Annotated in this window: 20 protein-coding genes and 5 tRNA genes; 23 read left to right on the top strand and 2 right to left on the bottom strand. The window is 42.7% G+C overall.

Going from position 1 to position 23,963, the window contains the following annotated elements; all coding sequences use genetic code 11:
• Positions 1–33: 33 nt before the first annotated feature.
• Positions 34–1,155, bottom strand: a complete 1,122-nt coding sequence (locus DYU05_RS17135) for an AAA family ATPase (protein ID WP_117384358.1) — start codon at positions 1,153–1,155, stop codon at positions 34–36.
• 529 nt (positions 1,156–1,684) lie between these two features.
• Between DYU05_RS17135 and DYU05_RS17130 the strand changes: the two genes are divergently transcribed.
• From DYU05_RS17130 to rfbA, 23 genes are all read left to right on the top strand, one after another.
• Positions 1,685–3,658 (top strand): M1 family metallopeptidase, encoded by a 1,974-nt coding sequence (locus DYU05_RS17130; RefSeq protein ID WP_117384357.1) that lies wholly within the window; start codon positions 1,685–1,687, stop codon positions 3,656–3,658.
• Between the two features lie 113 nt (positions 3,659–3,771).
• The gene (locus DYU05_RS17125; protein WP_117384356.1) at positions 3,772–4,458 is read left to right on the top strand and encodes a carboxypeptidase-like regulatory domain-containing protein; all 687 of its coding nucleotides are present in this window, start codon (positions 3,772–3,774) and stop codon (positions 4,456–4,458) included.
• A 101-nt stretch (positions 4,459–4,559) separates the two neighbouring features.
• A complete protein-coding gene (gene rpsU / locus DYU05_RS17120; protein WP_117384355.1) occupies positions 4,560–4,751 on the top strand; it encodes a 30S ribosomal protein S21 in 192 nt (63 codons plus the stop codon).
• Positions 4,752–4,846: 95 nt separating this feature from the next.
• Positions 4,847–5,749, top strand: coding sequence for a tyrosine-type recombinase/integrase (locus tag DYU05_RS17115; RefSeq protein WP_117384354.1), 903 nt, complete (start codon positions 4,847–4,849; stop codon positions 5,747–5,749).
• A gap of 13 nt (positions 5,750–5,762) precedes the next feature.
• Entirely contained in the window at positions 5,763–6,110 is a 348-nt protein-coding gene (hpf, locus tag DYU05_RS17110) for a ribosome hibernation-promoting factor, HPF/YfiA family (protein ID WP_117384353.1), read from the top strand.
• Positions 6,111–6,292: 182 nt separating this feature from the next.
• Positions 6,293–6,365: transfer RNA gene (locus DYU05_RS17105), tRNA-Thr, on the top strand.
• A gap of 64 nt (positions 6,366–6,429) precedes the next feature.
• A tRNA-Tyr gene (locus DYU05_RS17100) sits at positions 6,430–6,510 on the top strand.
• A gap of 78 nt (positions 6,511–6,588) precedes the next feature.
• Positions 6,589–6,661 (top strand) — tRNA-Gly (locus tag DYU05_RS17095).
• 81 nt (positions 6,662–6,742) lie between these two features.
• A tRNA-Thr gene (locus DYU05_RS17090) sits at positions 6,743–6,814 on the top strand.
• Between the two features lie 54 nt (positions 6,815–6,868).
• Positions 6,869–8,056: an elongation factor Tu gene (gene tuf, locus DYU05_RS17085; RefSeq protein ID WP_117384352.1), complete on the top strand. Its 1,188-nt coding sequence runs from the start codon at positions 6,869–6,871 to the stop codon at positions 8,054–8,056.
• A 118-nt stretch (positions 8,057–8,174) separates the two neighbouring features.
• Positions 8,175–8,245, top strand: a tRNA-Trp gene (locus tag DYU05_RS17080).
• An 18-nt stretch (positions 8,246–8,263) separates the two neighbouring features.
• On the top strand, positions 8,264–8,458 hold the full coding sequence (gene secE, locus DYU05_RS17075; RefSeq protein WP_117384351.1) for a preprotein translocase subunit SecE: 195 nt from the start codon (positions 8,264–8,266) through the stop codon (positions 8,456–8,458).
• Between the two features lie 12 nt (positions 8,459–8,470).
• Complete coding sequence (gene nusG, locus DYU05_RS17070) at positions 8,471–9,013, top strand: transcription termination/antitermination protein NusG (protein ID WP_117384350.1); 543 nt, start codon at positions 8,471–8,473, stop codon at positions 9,011–9,013.
• Positions 9,014–9,171: 158 nt separating this feature from the next.
• Positions 9,172–9,612, top strand: coding sequence for a 50S ribosomal protein L11 (rplK, locus tag DYU05_RS17065; RefSeq protein WP_117384349.1), 441 nt, complete (start codon positions 9,172–9,174; stop codon positions 9,610–9,612).
• Positions 9,613–9,679: 67 nt separating this feature from the next.
• Entirely contained in the window at positions 9,680–10,378 is a 699-nt protein-coding gene (rplA, locus tag DYU05_RS17060; RefSeq protein WP_117384348.1) for a 50S ribosomal protein L1, read from the top strand.
• A gap of 2 nt (positions 10,379–10,380) precedes the next feature.
• On the top strand, positions 10,381–10,899 hold the full coding sequence (gene rplJ, locus DYU05_RS17055; protein ID WP_117384347.1) for a 50S ribosomal protein L10: 519 nt from the start codon (positions 10,381–10,383) through the stop codon (positions 10,897–10,899).
• A 61-nt stretch (positions 10,900–10,960) separates the two neighbouring features.
• A complete protein-coding gene (gene rplL / locus DYU05_RS17050) occupies positions 10,961–11,347 on the top strand; it encodes a 50S ribosomal protein L7/L12 (protein WP_117384346.1) in 387 nt (128 codons plus the stop codon).
• 209 nt (positions 11,348–11,556) lie between these two features.
• Complete coding sequence (gene rpoB, locus DYU05_RS17045) at positions 11,557–15,360, top strand: DNA-directed RNA polymerase subunit beta (protein ID WP_117384345.1); 3,804 nt, start codon at positions 11,557–11,559, stop codon at positions 15,358–15,360.
• 135 nt (positions 15,361–15,495) lie between these two features.
• Positions 15,496–19,785 carry a DNA-directed RNA polymerase subunit beta' gene (rpoC, locus tag DYU05_RS17040; RefSeq protein WP_117384344.1) on the top strand — a complete coding sequence of 1,430 codons (4,290 nt, stop codon included), beginning with the start codon at positions 15,496–15,498 and terminating at the stop codon, positions 19,783–19,785.
• A gap of 66 nt (positions 19,786–19,851) precedes the next feature.
• Positions 19,852–20,169: a DUF3467 domain-containing protein gene (locus DYU05_RS17035; RefSeq protein WP_117384343.1), complete on the top strand. Its 318-nt coding sequence runs from the start codon at positions 19,852–19,854 to the stop codon at positions 20,167–20,169.
• A 75-nt stretch (positions 20,170–20,244) separates the two neighbouring features.
• Positions 20,245–21,180, top strand: a complete 936-nt coding sequence (gene fcl / locus DYU05_RS17030; RefSeq protein WP_117384342.1) for a GDP-L-fucose synthase — start codon at positions 20,245–20,247, stop codon at positions 21,178–21,180.
• Between the two features lie 51 nt (positions 21,181–21,231).
• Entirely contained in the window at positions 21,232–22,095 is an 864-nt protein-coding gene (gene rfbD / locus DYU05_RS17025; RefSeq protein WP_117384341.1) for a dTDP-4-dehydrorhamnose reductase, read from the top strand.
• Between the two features lie 10 nt (positions 22,096–22,105).
• Positions 22,106–22,969 carry a glucose-1-phosphate thymidylyltransferase RfbA gene (rfbA, locus tag DYU05_RS17020; protein WP_117384340.1) on the top strand — a complete coding sequence of 288 codons (864 nt, stop codon included), beginning with the start codon at positions 22,106–22,108 and terminating at the stop codon, positions 22,967–22,969.
• A 5-nt stretch (positions 22,970–22,974) separates the two neighbouring features.
• Here rfbA and miaA read toward each other — a convergent pair whose 3' ends face one another.
• Positions 22,975–23,889 carry a tRNA (adenosine(37)-N6)-dimethylallyltransferase MiaA gene (miaA, locus tag DYU05_RS17015; RefSeq protein WP_117384339.1) on the bottom strand — a complete coding sequence of 305 codons (915 nt, stop codon included), beginning with the start codon at positions 23,887–23,889 and terminating at the stop codon, positions 22,975–22,977.
• Between the last annotated feature and the right edge of the window lie 74 nt (positions 23,890–23,963).

The following is a 23,963-nucleotide window of genomic DNA, read 5'->3' as shown; positions in this document are numbered from 1 at the left end:
ATGATCGACAAACTTAGCATGGTAAGTTTGAACTTACTTGGCACCATCATCTGTATCCAACTTCTCCAGCCTTTTAATTACCCTGAAAACCGCGGAGTAGGAGAGCCCCGTTTCGGTAGCTATCCTGCGTACGCTATAGCCTTGTGCATGCAGTTTGCTTACCCGATCGTCGTTCGTGCGGCGTTGCTGCTCTGTATAAGTAAGCAGGTGATTGGCCTCATGGCTTGTTTCGGTAATATCAAATTTCAGAAAGTTAGTGGGCTTCACTATCCGGCATAGTAACACGCATTCGGCAGGGTAGGAGAGCTGACCGCTGCGCTGTTTTACCTGTTTAATATAGCGTACACCCTGTTGTGTTTGGCTTTCGCCAATAGTAAACGCGCTGTCGGCAAAGTTCAGCAGCATTTTACTGCCCTGGAGGTCGTTACGGGTAATTGGTCGTGCCGGGTTTCGTTTGGGGGTATGCGCCAGCACCAGTATGGACAGGTTGTACTTGTTCTTGATCATCTTCAGGCTTTGCATCAGCTTTATTGCGCCCGCTCCGGACTCGGTACTTGTGCGCAGGCAGGTAATATTGTCTATGATCATGGTGCGCGCTTTAGTGGTAACCAGTACGTTCTCAAAAGCATTGATAATATAATCATGAAAGCTGGCAAACTTGCGTTCGCGGCCGGCATCAGGGTTTATAACAAGGCGGTGAAAGTGAGGAGCAAATTCGTGTTTGCCATAGATATGGTCGCTGTAGCGGCTCGCAAACTGGTTGGCGGTAAGCTCAAAATCAAAGTAAAGCACAGGGTCTGTCTGCTTCGTGTGCAATAACCCGCCAATGGAGTAGCCTTTGCTTAACGAGTCGCCAATTTGCACGGCAAGGATGGATTTGCCCACATTGGTATCTGCAAACAGGATGCATAGTTCGCCCTTATGCCACAAAGGTCCAAAAAGCATTGCATCGGTACGTTCATCTTTAGGTACCTCAAGCCATTCGGCAGCGGTTTTGGCAATAAAAGCATCATCGGTGTTGGTCCATTTTTCTTCGTCGTGTTTCTTCTTCAATTCAAAAGCTTCTTCGGAGGTGATGTCGCCCCGCACCATAGAGCGTATCAGTTCAATCTCCATAGGCCGCTCGGCCGTGTGGTAGGATGGGTAATAGGTCATAAAAATTTGTGGATTTGTATTACAAATTTACCGATAATAAAAATCGAAAGTGGTGACACTGTTTTGTCAGTAGGGTGGTGAGTGGTGAGTAGTGAATGGTAAGTGAATAGTGAATGATGAGTGGTGAGTAAGAGTGTTAATGGTGAGCGGGTATTAAATGGTAAGTAGTAAATAAGATTACAACTGCTGCTAAATTGTTTCAGCCGGAGTGTTTCGGGTAGGAATGCCTGATAAGGCAGTTTTTCAGTAATTTGGTTAAAAACAATGTGTTATATGTTTTATTTAGATTATTACTACTGTTTCGTGTTGTTTCGCTTGTTTTTGTAAGTTATTGCTTTTTAGTTGTTTACGAAAAATCGCTGTTTCGGGTGTTTCGCTTTTGCGAAACGAAACACTTGTCATATAACCAGGGCAGTTGCTACCCGCAAGGTTATGGTTGTAGATAGTTCCGGTAACTTACTCATTACACCTCTTTAACACTCGACCTTAATTATTATACTTGCGTTTTATTTAAAAAATTATTCCTAAAATGAGATCAACCCTGTTTGCCGGCTTAGCGTTGGCAGTAATGGCAGTGGGCACTGCAGCACAGGCGCAGCAAACCCCGGCCCCTGTATCAACCTATAATTACCACGATGCGTTCGCGCCGTTGTTCTACACCAAGAACGGCAACGATTACCGGGCGGCAAGCGGCGAGCCGGGTCCGCGTTACTGGCAAAACCGCGCAGACTACCAGTTGGCGGCAACACTTAATGATCAGACCAATCAGATCACCGGTTCTGAAGTACTTACCTACACCAACAACAGCCCGCAAAACCTGGGCTTTTTATGGATGCAGCTGGATCAGAACCTTTTCAGGCAGGATTCGCGCGGTACAGCCATTACGCCGGTAAGCGGCAGCCGTAACGGTGGCCACGGCCAGCAGTTTGATGCCGGTTATAAAATTAAATCGGTAAGGATTGCCGGTACAAAAGGTACAGATACGCTGAAATACATTATTAACGATACCCGTATGCAGATCTTCCTGCCGGAAGCAGTAAAAGCAAACGGTGGCCAGGTAAAATTAGATATCCAGTATTCGTTCATCACTCCTGAATACGGCAGTGATCGTAACGGTATTCTCAATACTAAAAACGGCAAAATATACACCATTGCACAGTGGTACCCCCGCATGTACGTTTATGACGATGTAATGGGCTGGAACCCGCTGCCGTACACCGGCCCAAGCGAGTTTTACCTGGAGTACGGTGACTTTGACCTGAACATCACCGCGCCTGCTAACCACATTGTGGTAGCTTCCGGTGAGTTGCTTAACCCGCAGGATGTGTACACCCCTGAGCAGCTTAAGCGCTGGGCAGAAGCGGAGAAGAGCGAGAATACCGTTGTGATCCGTTCTGCTGATGAAGTAACTAATGCGGCATCGCGCCCGGCTGGTAAAAAAGAGCTTACCTGGCACTTTAAAATCAAAAACGCCCGCGACGCGTCATGGGGTTCATCAGCCGCATTTATTGTTGATGCCGCTAAAATGAACCTACCAAGTGGTAGAAAATCGGTAGCAATATCTGCCTACCCGGTAGAAAGCAACGGCAACGATGCATGGGGCCGTTCTACAGAGTACGTTAAAAGATCTATCGAATATAACTCTAAACAATGGTTTGAATATCCTTACCCGGCTGCAACTGCGGTAGCCGGTAACGTAGGTGGTATGGAATACCCTGGTATTGTATTTTGCGGTTACCGTGCTAAAAGGTCACAGTTATGGAGCGTTAACGATCACGAATTTGGCCACACTTGGTTCCCGATGATCGTTGGTTCTAACGAGCGCCTTTACGGCTGGATGGACGAAGGTTTTAACACTTTTATCAATACGCTGAGCACCGCCGACTTTAACAAAGGCGAATATGCTCCTAAAAAACCACAGGACATGCAGCGCATGGGTGAGATACTTACCCGCCAAACGCTGGAGCCGGTGTTGAGCAACCCTGAAAACCTGAAAGAAGCAAACAACGGTATGCTTCTATACTTTAAACCGGGCACTGCACTTGGCTTACTGCGCGACCAGGTGTTGGGTCATGAGCGTTTTGATTTCGCATTCCGTACATATATCAACAGGTGGGCATTTAAACACCCTACACCAGACGATTTCTTCCGTACGATGGAAAATGCTTCTGGCGAGAGCCTGCAATGGTTCTGGAGAGGGTGGATACTGAACAACTGGCGGCTGGATGTTGCCGTAAACGATGTAAAATACGTTAGCGGAGATCCGTCTAAAGGAGCTTTGATCACGATAACCAATATGGATAAAATGGTAATGCCGGTAATACTGGAAGTAAAAACCAAAAGCGGGAAAACCGACAGGATCAAACTTCCAGTGGAAATTTGGGAGCGTAATAACAGCTTTGTTGTGAAATATAATTCGACTGAAGAAATTGAGTCGGTAACCTATGATCCGGATAAGTCTTTACCCGATTTTAACACGGATAATAACACCTGGAAAAAATAATCACAAAAACCCGGCTTAAAGCCGGGTTTTTTATTGCAAAAAAGTGAGGAAATTAAAGGTGAAACAGCGCAACTGGCGTGTAAATTGCACAACTTAGTTATATATCCGCTGCCATGAAAAAGCTTGTTTATTCCATCATACTGTTTGTATTTACTATAAGTTTTGCTTATGCTCAAGAACCCCTTAAAGGGACAGTAGTAGAGTCTGGCTCTAACACTAAGCTGGATAACGTTTTCATTAGAGATATCAATAACAAACAAATTACCCTTACAGATAAAAATGGCGATTTCAGCATTAGGACAGCTACTGGCCATACGCTTGTTTTTACGTCACCCGGCTATATTTCAGATACCCTTTACGTGGTAGATATGCGTACTAAGCGTGTATCGCTTACAACAAAAGCCATTGCGCTAGGTCAGGTAAACATACGTTCTACAAGGTTGCCTTTTGACCCGCAGAAGGAGTACCCTGATGTATATGAAAAGGCTCGGGTTTACGCTTTTTCTCCCTCTACATGGTTCAGTAAGTCGGGGAAAGACGCGCGACGACTTAAACGGTTTTTCAGAAAGGAAGCCGAAGAGCGGCACGTTGATGAAGTATTCAATAAAGTATATGTGGGCAGTATTGTGCCGCTTAAAGGGCAGGACCTGGAGAATTTTATAACATTATACCGGCCCAGTTATGCTTTCCTGAGAAGCAACAACAGCCAATCTGTAGTAGCCTACATAAACGACAGCTATAAAAAGTTCATTGCACTGCCTTCCGACAAGCGCAGCTTGCCGCCACTTTCAACACCTTAATGGGAGTAGTTTTTCGCTTCAAATAATTATTAAAATATTGTGTTACAGTTGTAAAAAACATTTCCTACCTTTGACGTCCCTGAAAGGAGGTATTTGGGATTATGATCATTATCAACGTAAAAGACGGCGAATCATTAGATAAAGCTTTGAAACGCTTCAAAAAGAAATTTGAGAAAACAGGTGTATTGCGCGAACTGCGCAGCCGCCAGGCTTTCGAGAAGAAATCTGTAACTCGCAGGCACGTAGTTAAACATGCCATCTACAAACAAGGTATGAACCAGGAAACCGTTTAATTCTTTTTGTTCATTCAAAAGAATTTTCTAGATTTTCTTGTCACTATAAAAAAACTATTTGTACATTCAATCCTCTGGATGTACAAATAGTTTTTATGTTTTTAGGCAAGTTTATACGGTACATACAATTCGAGAAAAGGTATTCACCGCATACTGTATCAGCCTACCAGTCAGATCTTGAGCAATTCTTTGCCTTTCTAAATCCACCTGGCAACACACCGGTTGTTCTACACCCGTCAGAAATAACACACCACGACATCCGCAACTGGATGGTCTCTGATGAAACGCTTAGCGCACGCTCTGTAAACCGAAAGCTTGCTACGCTCCGCAAATACTTTAAGTTTTTGCTACAGGAAGGTGAGATCAGCGCAAATCCTACGTCGCGCATCATAGCTCCTAGAATGTCAAAGCACTTGCCAACAGTTGTTGAAGCGGATAAGCTAACCGAACTTTTAGATAGAGACACAGGCATTGCAGAAGTATTTACAAATGATTTTGCCGGCCTTAGAGATAAACTTATAATCGAGTTGCTCTTTGGAACGGGTATGCGCCTTGCCGAACTTACAGGCCTCACTCCGGGAAGCATTAATTTTCACGATAGTACGCTCAAAGTACTGGGGAAACGCAATAAAGAGCGTATCATACCAATGAACAGTCAATTGGTTTTGCTGCTCCACAAATATATAGATGCACTGAAAAGTGAAAATTTTGATAACAATTCTTTAACGTTGATCGTTACAAATAAAGGAGCAGCGGCATATCCCAAGCTCATTTATTTGACGGTGCAGAAATATTTATCATACATATCAACCCAAACAAAAAGAAGTCCTCATGTGCTACGGCACACGTTTGCTACTACTTTATTAGATAATGGCGCCAGCCTTAACGCCATTAAAGAACTTTTGGGTCACGCTAACTTAAGCGCTACCCAAATTTATACCCATAATTCAGTTGAACGTTTAAAGTCTATTTACAAACAAGCCCATCCAAAGGGTTAAACAAGGAGGAAAAATGAAAGTTACAGTGCAAGCTATCCATTTCACAGCAGACAAAAAACTGCTTGAATTCATCCAGAAAAAGGTGGATAAACTGGAAACATTTTACGACCACATTATAAGCGCCGAAGCATATCTTAAACTGGAAAATGTAGAAGATGAGGCAAATAAGATTGCTGAGATAAAATTACAACTTCCCGGCAACTTAATATTTGCAAAAGAAAAGTGCAAAAGCTTCGAAGAAGCTACCGACCTGGTGGTAGAAAGCTTACGCAAACAAATAGATAAGCATAAAACCAAAAACGCCATTGCTGCTGATGCTGCAAAGAAAGCTGCGTTACTAACAGCAGAAGACGATTTTTAAGTATAAGAACCGGAGTTTTTACTCCCAAATCGGCAGGTTTTTAGCCTGCCGATTTTTTTTGCAAAAAAGTTTTGTACAGATATTAATTTTTGTAGATTTGCAGTCCCTTTCAAGGAGGTCATCAAACAACAAACTTTAAAGGGAGAAAGTTCTTTAATTTGATTAAAAGCTTAAAAATATAAGCCTCCTTAGCTCAGCTGGTAGAGCAACTGACTTGTAATCAGTAGGTCATTGGTTCGATCCCGATAGGAGGCTCTGTTTATTTCGGAAATGTGGTGTCTAGCTTCCACTTAGCACTGCAGGTCCGAAATCAACAAATGGGGAGATACCAGAGCGGTCAAATGGGACGGACTGTAAATCCGTTGCTTCGGCTACGAAGGTTCGAATCCTTCTCTCCCCACTTTAATTAGTGATTTAATGAGTTTATGAGTAATCATGATATCATTAAATCACTAATTTATTTTTAAGAATTGAAAAAGCGGAAGTAGCTCAGTTGGTAGAGCGATAGCCTTCCAAGCTATAGGTCGCGAGTTCGAACCTCGTCTTCCGCTCTGTTAGTTCATCGGTTGCGTGGGTAGTTAGCTAAGGTACTATACCTGAAATAACACAACAAGCGATTGAGAATACAATCAGCCGACGTAGCTCAGGGGTAGAGCACTTCCTTGGTAAGGAAGAGGTCATGGGTTCAAATCCCATTGTTGGCTCATAATAGTAACATATTATATAAATTATAAATTAACCTACAAACAAAATAAATCATGGCAAAAGAAAAATTTGACCGCAGTAAGCCGCACTTAAACATCGGTACTATCGGTCACGTTGACCACGGTAAAACTACTCTTACCGCAGCTATCACTAAAGTATTGGCTGACGCTGGTTTATCAGAAGCTCGTTCATTTGATTCAATTGACTCAGCTCCTGAAGAAAAAGAACGTGGTATTACAATCAATACCGCTCACGTTGAATATTCAACTGCTAACCGTCACTATGCTCACGTTGACTGCCCGGGTCACGCTGACTATGTGAAGAACATGGTTACTGGTGCTGCTCAGATGGACGGTGCAATCATTGTGGTTGCTGCTACTGATGGTCCTATGCCACAAACTCGCGAACACATCCTTTTGGCTCGTCAGGTAGGTGTACCTTCATTGGTTGTGTTCATGAACAAAGTGGACATGGTTGATGATCCTGAGTTGTTAGAGTTAGTTGAAATGGAAATCCGCGAATTATTATCATTCTACGATTTCCCTGGTGATGATATCCCTGTTATTCAAGGTTCTGCCCTTGGTGGCTTGAACGGCGATCCTAAATGGGTAGCTAAAATTATGGAGTTAATGGATGCTGTAGATAGCTACATCCCAATTCCTCCACGTTTGACAGACCTTCCTTTCTTGATGCCTGTTGAGGACGTATTCTCGATCACTGGTCGTGGTACTGTTGCAACTGGTCGTATCGAGCGTGGTGTTATCAACTCTGGTGAGCCTGTTGACATCTTGGGTATGGGTGCTGAGAACTTGAAATCAACCGTAACTGGTGTTGAGATGTTCCGCAAGATCCTTGATCGTGGTGAAGCTGGTGACAACGTAGGTTTATTGTTACGTGGTATTGAAAAAACTGATATACGTCGTGGTATGGTTATTTGCAAACCAGGTTCAGTTAACCCACACACTGATTTCAAAGCAGAAGTTTACGTATTGTCAAAAGCTGAAGGTGGCCGTCACACTCCATTCTTCAACAAATACCGTCCGCAGTTCTACTTCCGTACAACTGACGTAACTGGCGAGATCACACTTGCTGAAGGCGTAGAAATGGTTATGCCTGGTGATAACGTTACCATCACTGTAAAGCTGATCAATGCTATCGCAATGGAAAAAGGTTTACGTTTCGCTATCCGTGAGGGTGGTCGTACAGTAGGTGCCGGTCAGGTAACTGAAATCTTAAAATAATCCTCCTTACCCGCTTGCGGGAAAATGGAAAGGTTAATTTATATAACAAAGTACTCGGGTTTATCCTGAGTACTTTGTTAATATAATAAGTAAAGTATTAAGCCTGTAAAGGTTATACACGGGAATAGTTCAACGGTAGAATAGAGGTCTCCAAAACCTTTGATCAGGGTTCGAATCCTTGTTCCCGTGCTTAAGTAATGAATTAATATGGCTGGTGTAGCTGAGTATATAAAGGAATCATACATAGAGTTGACCGAGAAAGTAACCTGGCCAACCTGGAGAGAATTGCAGAACAGCGCTATTTTGGTACTGGTTGCTGCAATTATCATTGCTATGATAATTTTTGGCATGGACCAGATAATTGGTTACCTGCTCAATCAATTTTATACTTCTTTAGCCTAATTATATATATAAATGAGCGATCAATTAAAGTGGTACGTAGTTAGGGCTATCAGCGGTAAAGAAAAAAAGGTAAAGCAATATATTGATGCCGAAGTAAACCGTTTAGGCATTACCCACCTTGTTCCGCAAGTATTGATCCCTACCGAAAAATATTACCAAATGCGCGATGGGAAAAAGATCGCAAAAGAGCGCAACTATTTCCCTGGATATGTATTAATGGAAGCTCAGCTCGATGGTGAACTGGAGCACATCATTAAGAATATCAATAGTGTAATTGGTTTTCTAGGCGACAAAGCCGGTAATGCAATTCCGCTTCGCCAAACAGAAGTTAACCGTATTTTGGGTAAGGTTGACGAGATGAGTGCACAAACAGAGACCATGAGCGTGCCTTACTATGTAGGGGAAAACGTAAAAGTTATGGATGGCCCTTTCAACGGCTTCAGCGGTGTTATTGAAGAAGTAAACGAAGAGAAGAAGAAACTGAAGGTAATGGTAAAGATATTCGGGCGCCGTACGCCGCTTGAGTTGAATTACATGCAGGTTGAAAAAGAATAAGTTAAAGATTGCACGTTAGCAATAACTGCAATCAGTTAAACAGAATATTAACGAGTGCTGATATAAACGGGTAATCAATCACCGGCGACACTCAAAAAATCTTAAATGTTACTTAGCTTCCACTTACTAACATTGAGTTATAATTAAAACAAAGTAAAATGGCAAAAGAAGTCGGTGCGATGGTAAAGCTACAGGTGAAGGGCGGCGCTGCAAACCCATCTCCGCCAATTGGCCCAGCATTGGGTGCAAAAGGTGTGAACATAATGGAGTTTTGCAAGCAGTTCAACGCACGTACCCAGGATAAAGCTGGTAAAGTGCTTCCGGTAGTTATTACTGTTTATGTCGATAAGTCGTTTGATTTTATCATTAAAACCCCTCCTGTGGCAATTCAGCTTTTAGAAGCTACTGGCCTTAAGGGTGGTTCTGCAGAGCCTAACCGTAAAAAAGTTGGTAATGTAAATTGGGATCAGGTTGAGACCATTGCTAAAGATAAAATGACCGATTTGAATGCATTTACAGTAGAATCAGCCATGAAAATGGTGGCAGGTACTGCCCGCAGTATGGGAATCACCGTATCAGGTACGGCTCCCTGGAACTAACAATTTCGCAAGCAAAGTAATTTGCTAAACGAAATAAAAATTAATTTATACAAATCAGTTTAAGACAGTGGCAAGATTAACAAAAAATCAAAAAGCGGCACTTTCCAAAATTGAGGCGAACAAGGCTTACACATTACAGGATGCATCAGCTTTGGTAAAGGAAATTACCAATACCAAGTTTGATTCCTCAGTTGATATTGATGTACGTTTAGGTGTTGACCCACGTAAAGCCAATCAAATGGTGCGTGGTATAGCTACCTTACCTCACGGAACCGGTAAAACTGTACGTGTATTAGTGCTTTGTACTCCTGATAAGGAACAAGAAGCAAAAGATGCAGGTGCAGATTACGTAGGTTTGGACGAATTTATCGCCAAGATCGAAGGCGGATGGACTGATGTTGATATTATCATAACAATGCCAAGTGTTATGGCTAAAGTAGGTCGTTTGGGTCGTATTCTCGGTCCGCGTAACTTAATGCCTAACCCTAAATCAGGTACAGTAACAACCGAAGTTGGTAAAGCTGTAACTGAGGTAAAAGGTGGTAAGATCGATTTCAAGGTTGACAAAACCGGTATCATCCATACCTCGATAGGAAAGGCTTCTTTCTCTGCAGACAAGATTTATGAGAACGCATTAGAAGTATTGCAAACTCTTTCTAAATTGAAACCGTCAGCAGCTAAAGGAACTTATTTTAAGAGTATACACCTTTCGTCGACAATGTCGCCGGGTATAACAGTTGAAACTAAATCAGTAGCGGGGATCTAATCATGACAAAAGAAGAAAAATACGACCTTGTTGTTGCCCTTACTGAGCAGATGAAAGAGTACGGTAATTTCTACATTACTGATACCGCTGATCTTACGGTTGCAAAAGTTAATGATATCCGTCGTCAGTGCTTCGAAAACGAGATTACCATGCAGGTAGCAAAAAACAGCTTGATAAAAAAAGCTATGGAAGCTGCCGGTGGCGATTTTAGCCCGATATATGATGTTTTAAAAGGTTCATCATCTATCCTTTTCTCTAAATCGGCAACGGCTCCTGCCAAGCTGATCAAAAAGCTTAGGAAAAAAGGTGACAAACCTGTACTTAAAGCAGCTTACATCGATCAGGCTGTTTTCGTTGGCGACAATCAGCTGGATACTTTGATCAACTTGAAATCAAAGGAACAATTGATAGGCGAGGTTATAGGCTTACTGCAATCACCGGCAAAAAACGTTGTTTCTGCATTACAATCAGGCGGAAATATACTGGCAGGTGTTGTGAAAACATTACAAGAAAGAGGTTAACGAACGCCTCATTAAAAGTTCGATTCAAACAAAAAGTATTACAGTAAAAACAAAAAATAAAATGGCGGATTTAAAAGCGTTTGCTGAACAGTTGGTAAACTTAACAGTAAAGGAAGTAAACGAATTAGCTCAGATATTAAAAGATGAGTATGGCATTGAGCCAGCAGCTGCAGCTGTTGCTGTTGCTGCTCCTGCTGCTGGTGGTGGCGATGACGCTCCTGCTGCTGCTGCTGAGCAAACTGCATTTGACGTAATCCTGAAAGAAGCAGGTGGTCAGAAATTAGCGGTTGTTAAATTGGTAAAAGACCTTACAGGCCTTGGCTTGAAAGAAGCTAAAGATTTAGTTGACGGCGCTCCTAAAGAAGTGAAAACCGGTGTAACTAAAGAAGAAGCTGAATCTCTGAAAAAACAATTAGAGGAAGCCGGAGCGGTAGTTGAGGTTAAATAATTTAACCCCCACACAATAGCATCAGACTCCGACCGTTAATGGTCGGGGTCTATTGCTGTTTATATAGTACTGATATGGAATGTGAGATAATAGATGTGAGTTTTCGCCCGGTTTCATAATCAGACTAGCTAAAATTGACATTGATCAGCCTCATATCTAATACCTTATCTCACACCAAAACAGGTTTAATAAATTAAAATTATAATACCTTGGCAAACACTATTGATCAAAGAGTAAACTTTGCAACCAGCCGGAAGGTACTTGACTACCCCGATTTTCTGGATGTACAGTTGCAATCTTTCCAGGAATTTTTTCAATTAGAAACCACTTCAGACAACCGCTACAAAGAAGGTTTGTTTAAAGTATTCGCAGAGAACTTTCCGATTTCTGATTCAAGGAACATCTTCGTGCTGGAGTTCCTGGATTACTTTATTGACCCGCCACGTTATGATATACGCGAGTGTATCGAGCGCGGGTTAACTTACAGCGTGCCATTGAAAGCAAAACTTCGCCTTAGCTGCAACGATGCTGAGCACGAAGATTTTGAAACAATTGTACAGGACGTGTACCTGGGTACTATCCCGTACATGACACCTAAAGGTACATTTGTTATCAACGGTGCCGAGCGTGTAATTGTATCTCAGTTACACCGTTCGCCAGGTGTGTTCTTTGGCCAAAGCCGCCACACAAACGGTACTAAACTGTACTCTGCCCGTGTTATACCTTTCAAAGGTTCATGGATAGAGTTTGCTACAGACGTTAACAACGTGATGTACGCTTACATTGACCGTAAGAAAAAATTCCCGGTTACAACGCTTCTTCGTGCCATAGGTTACGATTCTGATAAAGACATATTAGAGTTGTTTGAACTTGCCGATGAGGTTAAAGTAAGCAAATCTGGCTTGAAGAAATTCATCGGCCGCAAGCTTGCTGCAAGGGTGCTTAAAACTTGGATAGAAGACTTCGTTGATGAAGACACCGGTGAGGTGGTTTCTATCCCTCGTAATGAGATCATTCTTGAGCGTGAAACCATTCTGGAAGACGATCACATCGATATGATCATTGATTCTGGTGTTAAGACCATCATCCTTAACAAGGAAGATGCTGCAACCAGCGGTGATTACACTATTATATACAATACTTTACAAAAAGATACCTCCAACTCGGAGAAAGAAGCCGTTGAGCACATTTACCGCCAGCTGCGTAACGCCGAACCACCTGATGAAGAAACTGCACGTGGTATAATCGATCGTTTATTCTTCTCTGATAAAAGATATGATTTAGGTGATGTGGGTCGTTACCGCATTAACCGTAAGCTAAAGCTTAACACATCTGATGAGACAAAGGTGCTTACCAAGCAGGACATCATCGCGATTGTTAAATACCTGATCAAACTTATCAACTCAAAAGCTGAGGTTGATGATATTGACCACTTGTCTAACCGTCGTGTTCGTACTGTAGGTGAGCAGCTTTATGCACAGTTTGGTGTGGGTTTAGCGCGTATGGCTCGTACCATTCGTGAGCGTATGAACATTCGCGACAACGAGGTGTTCACACCAACCGACCTGATCAACGCGCGTACACTGTCTTCAGTTATCAACTCGTTCTTCGGTACCAACCAGCTTTCACAGTTCATGGACCAAACCAATCCACTGGCAGAGATCACGCACAAGCGTCGTCTGTCAGCCCTTGGGCCAGGCGGTCTTTCACGTGAGCGTGCAGGTTTCGAGGTACGTGACGTACACTATACGCACTACGGCAGGTTATGTACCATTGAGACTCCAGAAGGCCCGAACATCGGTCTGATCTCGTCTCTTTGCGTACACGCTAAGATCAATAACTTAGGCTTTATCGAAACACCGTACAAACGTGTGGTTGAAGGTAAAGTACAGGTTGATGAGCCAGTTATTTATTTATCTGCAGAAGATGAAGATGGCAAAACCATTGGACAGGCCAACGCCGTTTATGATGATAAAGGTGAATTTGCTACGCCACGTGTAAAAGCACGTTACGAAGGTGACTTCCCGATCATCGAGCCGGAAAGACTTGATTTGATGGACATCGCTCCAAACCAGATCACGTCAATAGCAGCTTCATTAATTCCATTCTTAGAGCATGATGATGCTAACCGTGCGTTGATGGGATCTAACATGCAGCGCCAGGCTGTGCCGCTTTTACGCCCTGAGGCGCCAATTGTAGGTACAGGTTTGGAAGGCCGTGTGGCTAAGGACTCTCGTACGCTTATCAACGCTGAAGGCGATGGTGTAGTAGAGTATGTTGACGCTAATGAAATTAAGATCAAGTATGACCGTAACGAAATGGACCGTTTGGTTTCATTCGAAGGTGATACAAGAAGCTATATATTAACCAAGTTCAAGAAAACCAACCAGAGCACTACCATTAACCTTAAGCCAATTGTTAAAAAAGGCCAAAGGGTAACAAAAGGTGAGGTGCTTTGCGAAGGCTACGCTACACAAAATGGTGAGCTTGCCTTAGGCCGTAACCTTAAAGTGGCATTCATGCCTTGGCAGGGTTACAACTTCGAGGATGCGATTGTTATATCTGAGCGTGTTGTATCGCAGGATATATTTACTTCGCTTCACGTAGAAGAGTTTGAGCTTGAAGTACGTGATACAAAACGTGGCGAAGAGGAATTGACACCAGATATCCCTAACGTTTCGGAAGAAGCAACTAAGGACCTTGACGAAGATGGTATCATCCGTGTAGGTGCCGAGGTTAAAGAAGGCGATATCTTGATTGGTAAGATCACTCCAAAAGGAGAATCTGACCCATCACCCGAAGAAAAGCTATTACGTGCAATATTTGGTGACAAAGCAGGCGACGTTAAGGATGCATCATTAAAAACACCTCCTTCAATAGCAGGTGTGGTTATTGATACAAAACTGTTCAGCCGTGCTAAAAAGACCACTAAAGCTGAAGAAAAAGCACAGCTTGAGAAACTTGACGCTAAGCACAACAAAGCCGTTAAAGAGCTTAAAGAAACGCTTATAGACAAGTTGTTCGAGATTGTAAATGGTAAGACATCACAAGGTGTTTACAACATTTACAAAGAGCTTTACGTAGCCAAAGGTGTTAAGTTCACTCAGAAAATACTTACTGAACTTAACTACGAGAATATCAATCCTGCTAAGTGGACCACCGATGATGATAAGAATGAGCAGATCAAAACTTTGCTGCATAACTACAACATCAAGGTAAATGAGGAACTGGGCGCTTACCGTCGCGATAAATTCGCGATAAGTGTAGGTGATGAACTTCCATCAGGTATAGTGCAAATGGCTAAAGTTTACATCGCTAAAAAGCGTAAGCTTAAGGTGGGTGATAAGATGGCAGGCCGCCACGGTAACAAGGGTATTGTTGCCCGCATCGTTCGCGATGAGGATATGCCATTCCTAGAAGATGGTACACCGGTTGATATTGTGTTGAACCCACTGGGTGTACCTTCACGTATGAACCTTGGCCAAATATATGAAACTGTATTAGGCTGGGCTGGTAAAGAGTTGGGCGTTAAGTTTGCTACTCCTATTTTTGATGGTGCAAGCCACGGAGAAGTAGAAGAGTGGATCAAGAAGGCAGGCTTACCAGAATCAGGCCGTACTTATCTGTATAATGGTTTAACTGGCGATCGTTTTGATCAGCAGACAACTGTAGGTATCATCTACATGCTTAAACTGGGCCACATGGTTGATGATAAGATGCACGCCCGTTCTATCGGACCGTACTCTCTTATTACACAGCAGCCATTGGGTGGTAAAGCACAGTTTGGTGGTCAGCGTTTTGGTGAGATGGAGGTTTGGGCACTGGAAGCATTTGGTGCAGCAAACATTCTACAGGAGATACTTACCGTTAAGTCGGATGATGTTATCGGCCGTGCTAAAACCTACGAGGCTATTGTTAAGGGTGAGAACCTTCCAACGCCATCAGTTCCTGAATCATTCAACGTATTGGTTCATGAGTTACGCGGCTTAGGTTTGGATATCACGTTAGAATAATTAGTGATTTAGTGAGTGAGTGAATTAGTGATTAATCGCGATTTACTTACTCACTAATTCAAGTATAGTAAGAGGGTGATTGTTTAGTCACTAATTCGCTAAATCGCTAATTCAACAATTAAAATTAAGGAGACTATGTCTTACAAAAAGGATAATAAGATCAAGAGTAACTTCACCACCATTACCATCAGCTTAGCCTCTCCGGAGTCTATCCTGGAGCGTTCGAGCGGTGAGGTTTTAAAACCCGAGACTATTAACTACCGTACTTACAAGCCTGAACGTGATGGTTTGTTTTGCGAGCGTATTTTTGGTCCGGTGAAGGATTACGAGTGCCATTGCGGTAAATATAAACGCATCCGTTACAAAGGTATCGTTTGCGACCGCTGCGGTGTTGAAGTAACCGAAAAGAAAGTACGCCGTGAGCGTATGGGCCACATCAATTTGGTGGTACCTGTTGCGCACATATGGTATTTCCGCTCGTTACCTAATAAAATAGGTTATCTGCTGGGCTTACCTACAAAAAGGCTGGACCTAATTATTTACTACGAAAGATATGTAGTTATACAACCAGGTATTAAAGAAGCTGACGGGATCTCTAAAATGGATTTTCTGACTGAAGAAGAATACCTTGATATATTGGATACCTTACCAAAGGAAAACCAATACTTAGACGATAAAGACCCGCAGAAGTTTGTAGCTAAGATGGGTGCTGAGGCTTTAGAAGATCTTCTGAAACGGCTTGACCTTGACCAGTTATCATATAACCTGCGTCACCAGGCTGCTAATGAAACTTCACAGCAACGTAAGAACGAAGCTTTAAAGCGCTTACAGGTTGTTGAGGCTTTCCGTGATGCAAGAACCAGGATTGAGAATAACCCTGAGTGGATGATTGTTAAGATCGTTCCTGTTATCCCGCCTGAGTTGCGTCCGTTGGTACCACTTGAAGGTGGACGTTTTGCTACCTCCGATTTGAACGACCTTTACCGTCGTGTAATTATCCGTAACAACCGTTTAAAACGTTTGATCGAGATTAAGGCACCAGAAGTAATCTTACGTAACGAAAAACGTATGCTGCAGGAAGCTGTAGATTCGTTGTTCGATAACTCACGTAAGGTGAACGCAGTGAAAACTGAAGGTAACCGCGCATTAAAATCACTTTCAGACATTCTGAAAGGTAAGCAAGGCCGTTTCCGTCAGAACTTACTGGGTAAACGTGTTGACTACTCTGCGCGTTCGGTAATTGTTGTAGGCCCTAACTTGAAATTGCACGAGTGCGGCTTGCCGAAAGATATGGCTGCCGAACTATTCAAACCATTTATCATTCGCAAGATGATAGAGCGTGGTGTTGTTAAAACTGTAAAATCTGCAAAGAAAATAGTTGACCGCAAGGACCCGTTGGTTTGGGATATATTGGAGAACGTACTTAAAGGCCATCCTGTATTACTAAACCGTGCGCCTACGTTGCACCGTTTGGGTATCCAGGCTTTCCAACCTAAGTTGGTAGAAGGTAAAGCTATACAGTTGCACCCATTAACTTGTACCGCATTCAACGCCGACTTTGACGGTGACCAGATGGCTGTTCACGTACCGCTTGGTAATGCAGCAATTTTAGAAGCCCAGGTATTGATGCTTGCGTCGCACAACATCTTGAACCCTGCTAATGGTACGCCTATTACAGTACCATCTCAGGACATGGTGCTTGGTTTGTACTACATAACCAAAGGCCGTAAAACTGACGAAACACGTGTTGTTAAAGGCCAGGGATTAACTTTCTACTCTGCGGAAGAAGTAATTATTGCTTACAACGAGAAGAAAATTGACCTGCACGCTTTTATAAAAGTAAAAGGCAGAGTTAAAGAACGCGATGGCAGCATCGTAACAAAGATTATAGACACTACTGTGGGTCGCGTACTGTTTAACCAGCACGTACCTGAAGAAGTTGGTTATATAAACGAACTGCTTACCAAAAAGTCACTTCGTGATATCATTGGTGAAGTGGTAAAAACAACCGGGATGGCACGTGCTGCCCAGTTCCTTGATGATATCAAAGAATTAGGTTTCCAGATGGCATTCCGTGGTGGTTTATCGTTCAACCTTAAAGACATTAATATTCCTGAGCAAAAAGTTAAACTGATTGAGCAGGCGTCTAAAGAGGTTGAGGAAGTGATGAACAACTATAACATGGGTTTCATCACCAACAACGAACGTTACAATCAAATCATCGATATCTGGACTCGTATCAACAACCGTTTGACCGCGAATGTAATGGACATCCTGAGCAACGATAACCAGGGCTTTAACTCTGTTTACATGATGCTAGACTCTGGTGCACGTGGTTCAAAAGAGCAAATCCGTCAGCTTGCAGGTATGCGTGGTTTGATGGCCAAACCTCAAAAATCGGGTTCAGGTGGCGAGATCATCGAAAACCCGATTTTATCTAACTTTAAGGAAGGACTATCAGTACTCGAGTACTTCATCTCTACCCACGGTGCCCGTAAAGGTCTTGCGGATACGGCATTGAAGACAGCGGATGCTGGTTACTTGACACGTCGTTTACATGACGTTGCACAGGATATGATTGTTGGAGAGACAGATTGCGGTACCCTGCGTGGTATCTACACTACTGCCTTGAAAGATAATGAGGATATAGTAGAGCCATTATACGATCGTATTTTGGGCCGTACAACCCTTCATGATGTTCATGACCCTATCACTAACGAACTGTTGGTATCTGCCGGTGAGGACATTACTGAAGAAATAGCTAAGAAGATAGAAAATTCGCCTTTGGAAGGTGTTGAAATACGCTCGGTGCTCACCTGCGAAAGCAAACGTGGTGTATGTACATTATGCTACGGCCGTAACCTTGCAAGTGGTAAACGCGTGCAGATGGGTGAGGCAGTGGGTGTAATTGCTGCACAGTCTATTGGTGAGCCGGGTACACAGTTAACACTTCGTACATTCCACGTGGGTGGTACCGCATCAAACATCGCTGCTGAATCACAGATAAGCGCGAAATATGATGGCGTTATCGAATTCGAAAACGTACGTACTGTACCTTTCGAAACTACAGAAGATGGACAGGTTGAAGTGGTATTGGGTCGTTCAGGCGAGTTCCGTATCATCGAACCAGGCACCAATAAGGTTATTGTTACCAACAACATTCCATACGGTTCATACCTGTATGTAAAAGATGGCAGCACTATCACTAAAGGTGACCGTATCTGTTCATGGGATCCGTATAACGCGGTGATCATATCAGAGTTTGCAGGTAAAGCTACTTTTGAAGCAGTATTAGAAGGTATTACCTTCCGCGAAGAAAGTGACGAGCAGACAGGTCACCGTGAGAAAGTTATCATTGATACAAGGGATAAAACCAAAAACCCTGTTATCCAGATAGCTGACAATAAAGGTAATATCATTAAAGGATACAATATCCCGGTAGGTGCCCACATCTCTGTTGAAGAAGGTGAGAAGCTACAAACCGGTCAGGTTATTGCTAAAATACCTCGTTCAACTGGTAAAACGCGAGATATTACAGGTGGTCTTCCACGTGTAACCGAGTTATTCGAAGCACGTAACCCGTCTAACCCGGCTGTTGTTACCGAGATTGATGGTGTGGTAACTTTAGGTGGCGTAAAACGTGGTAACCGCGAGATCACCATTGAAAGTAAAGACGGACAGGTGAAAAAATACCTTGTACCATTGTCTAAACACATCCTTGTACAAGACAACGACTTTGTTAAAGCAGGTATGCCGTTGTCAGATGGTTCTATCTCTCCGGCAGACATCCTTGCAATTAAAGGTCCTGCTGCAGTACAGGAGTACCTGGTAAACGGTATACAAGAGGTTTACCGTTTACAGGGTGTAAAGATAAACGATAAGCATTTTGAGGTAATTGTTCACCAGATGATGCAGAAAGTGGCAATTGAAGATGCCGGCGACACCCGTTTCCTTGAAAGGGAAGCTGTTGATAGCTGGGACTTCATGATGGAGAACGACGAGATATACGACAAGAAAGTTGTTGTTGAACCAGGGGACTCTACTACACTTAAAGCTGGTCAAATCATTTCATTACGCAAACTGCGCGATGAGAACTCTGTGCTAAAACGTCGTGATATGAAGCTGGTAGAAGTAAGGGACGCAATCCCTGCAACTTCAAGCCCAATGCTGCAAGGTATAACCAGAGCATCATTAGGTACCAAGTCGTTCATCTCTGCGGCATCGTTCCAGGAAACTACTAAGGTCCTTAACGAAGCGGCTATAGCAGGTAAGAAAGACAATATGCTTGGTCTTAAAGAGAACGTTATTGTTGGTCACTTAATTCCTTCAGGTACCGGTTTACGCGAATACGAAAACATTCGCGTAGGATCTCAGGAAGAATTTGATCGTCTGATGGCGTCTAAATCTGAAGAAGTAGAAGCGTAAGCTCATCTTTTTTAATAATTTTGTAAAGCCTTCTGTGAAAACGGGAGGCTTTACTATTTTTACACTATGGAAGAACAGATTGAAAATCAGTTGAACATTGAACTTTCGGAAGAAGTTGCCGAAGGTGTTTACGCTAATCTTGCCATTATCACACACTCCACATCTGAGTTTGTGTTAGACTTCATAAGAGTGATGCCTGGTGTGCCGAAGGCGAAAGTAAAGTCAAGGGTGATTTTAACGCCAGAACATGCAAAACGGTTGCTGGCTGCGCTTGAAGAAAATATAGAAAAATTTGAAGCGGCTAACGGTCGTATTAAAGTTGGCAACGATTTGCCACCAGCGGGTTTTCCGATGAATTTTGGTGGACCGGTAGGACAGGCGTAGTTTATTGATCATCAAGAGATCAAATCGTGATAACTTCTTAACAGTTTTAATAAATAAAATAACATTTACCCCTACATGAAAAAAGACGCTAAAATTTACATTGCCGGACATCGCGGAATGGTGGGTTCTGCCATTCTCCGTAAGCTTGAACAAGAGGGATTTTCAAATTTAATCGTACGTACATCGGCGGAATTAGACCTTCGTGATCAGCAGCAGGTCACTGATTTTTTCTCAAAAGAAAAGCCTGATTACGTTTTTTTGGCAGCAGCTAAAGTGGGTGGTATTGTTGCTAACAATACTTACCGCGCAGATTTCTTGTATGAGAACTTACAAATACAAAATAACGTAATACACAACGCTTATCTCAATGGCGTTACAAAGCTTATGTTTTTGGGATCTAGCTGTATCTATCCAAAGCTTGCACCTCAGCCATTAAAAGAGGATTATTTGCTAACAGGACCGCTGGAACCAACAAATGAACCTTACGCAATAGCTAAAATTGCCGGTATAAAAACCTGCGATGCTTACCGCGACCAGTATGGCTGTAATTTCATATCGGTAATGCCAACAAACCTTTACGGCTATAACGATAATTATCATCCGCAGAATTCACATGTTTTGCCGGCAATGATACGACGCTTCCATGAAGCTAAAGAACAGGGGCTGCCGAACGTTACTATTTGGGGTACAGGTTCGCCATTAAGAGAGTTTTTGTTTGCTGATGACTTGGCTGATGCCTGTTATTACCTTATGCAGAACTATGACGAACCCGGTCTTGTAAACATTGGCAGCGGTAAGGAGATATCTATAAAGGACCTGGCTAATTTAGTTAAAAAGGTAGTTGGCTTTGAGGGAAGCATTGATTTTGATACTTCAAAGCCGGATGGTACTCCGCGTAAATTAATGGATGTTAGCAAACTGGCCGATAAAGGTTGGAGTTATTCTACGGAATTAGAAGATGGAATTAAGCTAGCTTACGAGGACTTCCAAAAAAAGCATGTTGAACGATAAACAACCTAAACAAATACCTGCCAAAACACATTTAGTATTTACATCACCTGCATGAGCAACACTATAGTATTTGGAGCGTCCGGTCAACTTGGCCAGTGTTTCAAAAGAATATCAGCCGAAATGAACCTCGACATTTTTATTTTCCCCGATGAAACGGAAGGGAATATACTTGACGTAGAAGGATTGGAAAGGCTCTTTCAATTTCACAGACCTGTTTATGCAATTAACTGCGCGGCTTATACCGCTGTGGACAAAGCTGAAACAGATGTTGAACTTGCTACAAAGGTAAATGTTGAAGGAGCTAAGAATATCGCCGATTTATGTAGTAAATTTAACGTTACGCTTATCCAGGTATCTACTGATTTTGTTTTTAAAGGAGATAAGGCCAGTCCGCTAAAAGAGGAGGACGAAGCATCACCAATAAGCGTGTATGGACAAACCAAGCTTGATGGTGAGAGGGCGGTTATTGAAGCTACCGACAAATACTTTATTATACGCACCGCCTGGCTGTATTCAGAGTTCGCTAATAATTTTGTAAAAACCATGCTAAAGCTCGCATCAACTCGCAATGAATTAAAGGTTATTGCAGATCAGGCAGGTACACCAACCTATGCTATTGATTTAGCCGAATGCATTATCAGTATAATTACGTCTGGTAGCACAGCATACGGTATTTACCATTACAGTAATGAGGGCATAGCATCCTGGTACGATTTTACAAAAGCAATATTCGACCTTTCAGACATTAGCACCAGGGTTATCCCTATACCTACAAGCGAATATCCTACACCTGCAGTGAGGCCAGCCTACTCAGTAATGGATAAGACGAAGATCAAAACTACATTTGGCTTACAAATACCATATTGGAGAGAGAGCCTGAAAACTTGTTTAAGCAAGATCAATCAACAGAACTAAACCGACGACAATGAAAGGTATAATACTAGCAGGAGGATCTGGCACAAGGCTATATCCAATAACAAAGGCAATCAGTAAGCAACTGATGCCAATATATGATAAGCCCATGATTTATTATCCGCTTTCGGTTTTGATGCTGGCGGGAATAAGCGAAGTACTAATTATTACCACTGCGGAGGATAATCCAGGCTTTAAACGTCTTTTGGGGACAGGTGAGGAACTTGGCTGCCGCTTTGAATATGCCATTCAGGAAAAGCCAAATGGGTTGGCTCAGGCCTTTGTCATAGGGGCAGATTTCATCGGCAATGATAAAGTCGCCTTGGTTTTAGGTGATAACATATTTTATGGGTCTGGTTTTAGCAGGCTGATACAAAGCTTTAACGATGTTGAGGGTGCTGCAATATTCGCTTACCCAGTGGCCGATCCGGAACGTTATGGTGTGGTTGAGTTTAATGAGGATTTTAAAGCGGTATCTATCGAAGAAAAGCCTTTAAAGCCAAAATCTAAATTCGCTGTACCTGGGTTGTATTTTTATGATAATACCGTGGTAGAGATAGCAAAAAATATACAACCATCTCCACGTGGCGAGTACGAGATAACAGACGTTAACCGGGTTTACCTGGAGCAAGGCAACCTAAAGGTGGGGGTAATGGATCGTGGTACTGCATGGCTGGACACCGGAACATTTGATTCTCTTAGTGACGCTACCGAATTTGTACGAGTGATAGAAAAGCGTCAGGCTAAAAAAATTGGTTGCATAGAGGAAGTTGCTTATTTAATGGGCTTTATAGATGACGATCAGCTTAAGGTTTTGGTTCAGAAATACATAAAAAGTGGTTACGGCGCTTATCTGCAAAGCTTGCTGGATCAGTAACAATATCAAAGGGTCATTTTGCCCGCTATAGCTTCGAGGAGCTTAGCTGTGGTAGCATTTACCCATATAATGTTTTTATCCTTACGAAACCAGGTCATTTGCCTTTTAGCAAATCGCCTGGTATTTTGTTTTATAAGGGATATTGCATCGTGCAATGAAATCTTGCCATCAAAGTACTTAAACAGCTCGGTATAACCTACAGTATTTAAGGCATTAAGGTTACGATACGGTAGAAGTGCTCGTGCTTCTGCCAACAGTCCATCTTGAAACATTTGATCAACCCTTAAATTGATGCGATTATACAACACGTCCCGTGGCATCTCTAATCCGAGCTTTATGATGTTGAACGGCCTTTTATTCAGATGGGCTTTATGAAATGATGAGAATGGTTGTCCGGAGGTCTCGTATACTTCCAGTGCTCGTATAAGCCGCCTTGGGTTGTCAAGGTCTACTTCCGCATAATATACAGGATCGACTTCCTTCAATCTTGCTTGTAAAGCCTTAATGCCATTCTCTTCTAAACTGTTATTGAGCTTTACCCGCAGCTCTGTGCTAGCGGTAGGTAAATCATCAAAACCTTCACAAACAGCTTTTATATATAATCCCGAACCACCGGCAAGAATTACTACATCGTGCTTTTTAAAAAGTTCGTCCAAAAGCGCAATGCAGTCCCGTTCAAAGTCGCCAACAGAAAAGCTTTCTGTAATGGAGTGGGAGTTAATAAAGTAATGAGGGGCCGCGGCTAGCTCTAATGGTGTTGGTTTAGCCGTCCCAATGGACATTTCTCTAAAAAACTGTCTGGAGTCAGCAGATACCACAACAGTATCAAAGTGCCTGGCAATGTCTATCGCCGCTGCTGTTTTGCCGGAAGCAGTTGGCCCGGCTACTACTATAAGAGTCTTTTTATTAAAAGTGTCCATAGGATATTTTCAATAATGAACACCAATGCAAAATGAATTTATATGCCGGAGCTCAGCATACATAATTCATCATT

Source organism: Mucilaginibacter terrenus, assembly GCF_003432065.1.
In the GTDB taxonomy this organism is placed as follows: domain Bacteria; phylum Bacteroidota; class Bacteroidia; order Sphingobacteriales; family Sphingobacteriaceae; genus Mucilaginibacter; species Mucilaginibacter terrenus.
Note: the sequence above shows the minus strand (reverse complement) of the source record. Positions and strands in the feature narration are given on the sequence as shown.

Bases quoted from the DNA above. Each gene is read 5' to 3' on its own strand.
- DYU05_RS17135 (WP_117384358.1), bottom strand. From the start codon at position 1,155: ATGACCTATTACCCATCCTACCACACGGCCGAGCGGCCTATGGAGATT.
- DYU05_RS17130 (WP_117384357.1), top strand. From the start codon at position 1,685: ATGAGATCAACCCTGTTTGCCGGCTTAGCGTTGGCAGTAATGGCAGTG.
- DYU05_RS17125 (WP_117384356.1), top strand. From the start codon at position 3,772: ATGAAAAAGCTTGTTTATTCCATCATACTGTTTGTATTTACTATAAGT.
- rpsU (WP_117384355.1), top strand. From the start codon at position 4,560: ATGATCATTATCAACGTAAAAGACGGCGAATCATTAGATAAAGCTTTG.
- DYU05_RS17115 (WP_117384354.1), top strand. From the start codon at position 4,847: ATGTTTTTAGGCAAGTTTATACGGTACATACAATTCGAGAAAAGGTAT.
- hpf (WP_117384353.1), top strand. From the start codon at position 5,763: ATGAAAGTTACAGTGCAAGCTATCCATTTCACAGCAGACAAAAAACTG.
- tuf (WP_117384352.1), top strand. From the start codon at position 6,869: ATGGCAAAAGAAAAATTTGACCGCAGTAAGCCGCACTTAAACATCGGT.
- secE (WP_117384351.1), top strand. From the start codon at position 8,264: ATGGCTGGTGTAGCTGAGTATATAAAGGAATCATACATAGAGTTGACC.
- nusG (WP_117384350.1), top strand. From the start codon at position 8,471: ATGAGCGATCAATTAAAGTGGTACGTAGTTAGGGCTATCAGCGGTAAA.
- rplK (WP_117384349.1), top strand. From the start codon at position 9,172: ATGGCAAAAGAAGTCGGTGCGATGGTAAAGCTACAGGTGAAGGGCGGC.
- rplJ (WP_117384347.1), top strand. From the start codon at position 10,381: ATGACAAAAGAAGAAAAATACGACCTTGTTGTTGCCCTTACTGAGCAG.
- rplL (WP_117384346.1), top strand. From the start codon at position 10,961: ATGGCGGATTTAAAAGCGTTTGCTGAACAGTTGGTAAACTTAACAGTA.
- rpoC (WP_117384344.1), top strand. From the start codon at position 15,496: ATGTCTTACAAAAAGGATAATAAGATCAAGAGTAACTTCACCACCATT.
- DYU05_RS17035 (WP_117384343.1), top strand. From the start codon at position 19,852: ATGGAAGAACAGATTGAAAATCAGTTGAACATTGAACTTTCGGAAGAA.
- fcl (WP_117384342.1), top strand. From the start codon at position 20,245: ATGAAAAAAGACGCTAAAATTTACATTGCCGGACATCGCGGAATGGTG.
- rfbD (WP_117384341.1), top strand. From the start codon at position 21,232: ATGAGCAACACTATAGTATTTGGAGCGTCCGGTCAACTTGGCCAGTGT.
- rfbA (WP_117384340.1), top strand. From the start codon at position 22,106: ATGAAAGGTATAATACTAGCAGGAGGATCTGGCACAAGGCTATATCCA.
- miaA (WP_117384339.1), bottom strand. From the start codon at position 23,889: ATGGACACTTTTAATAAAAAGACTCTTATAGTAGTAGCCGGGCCAACT.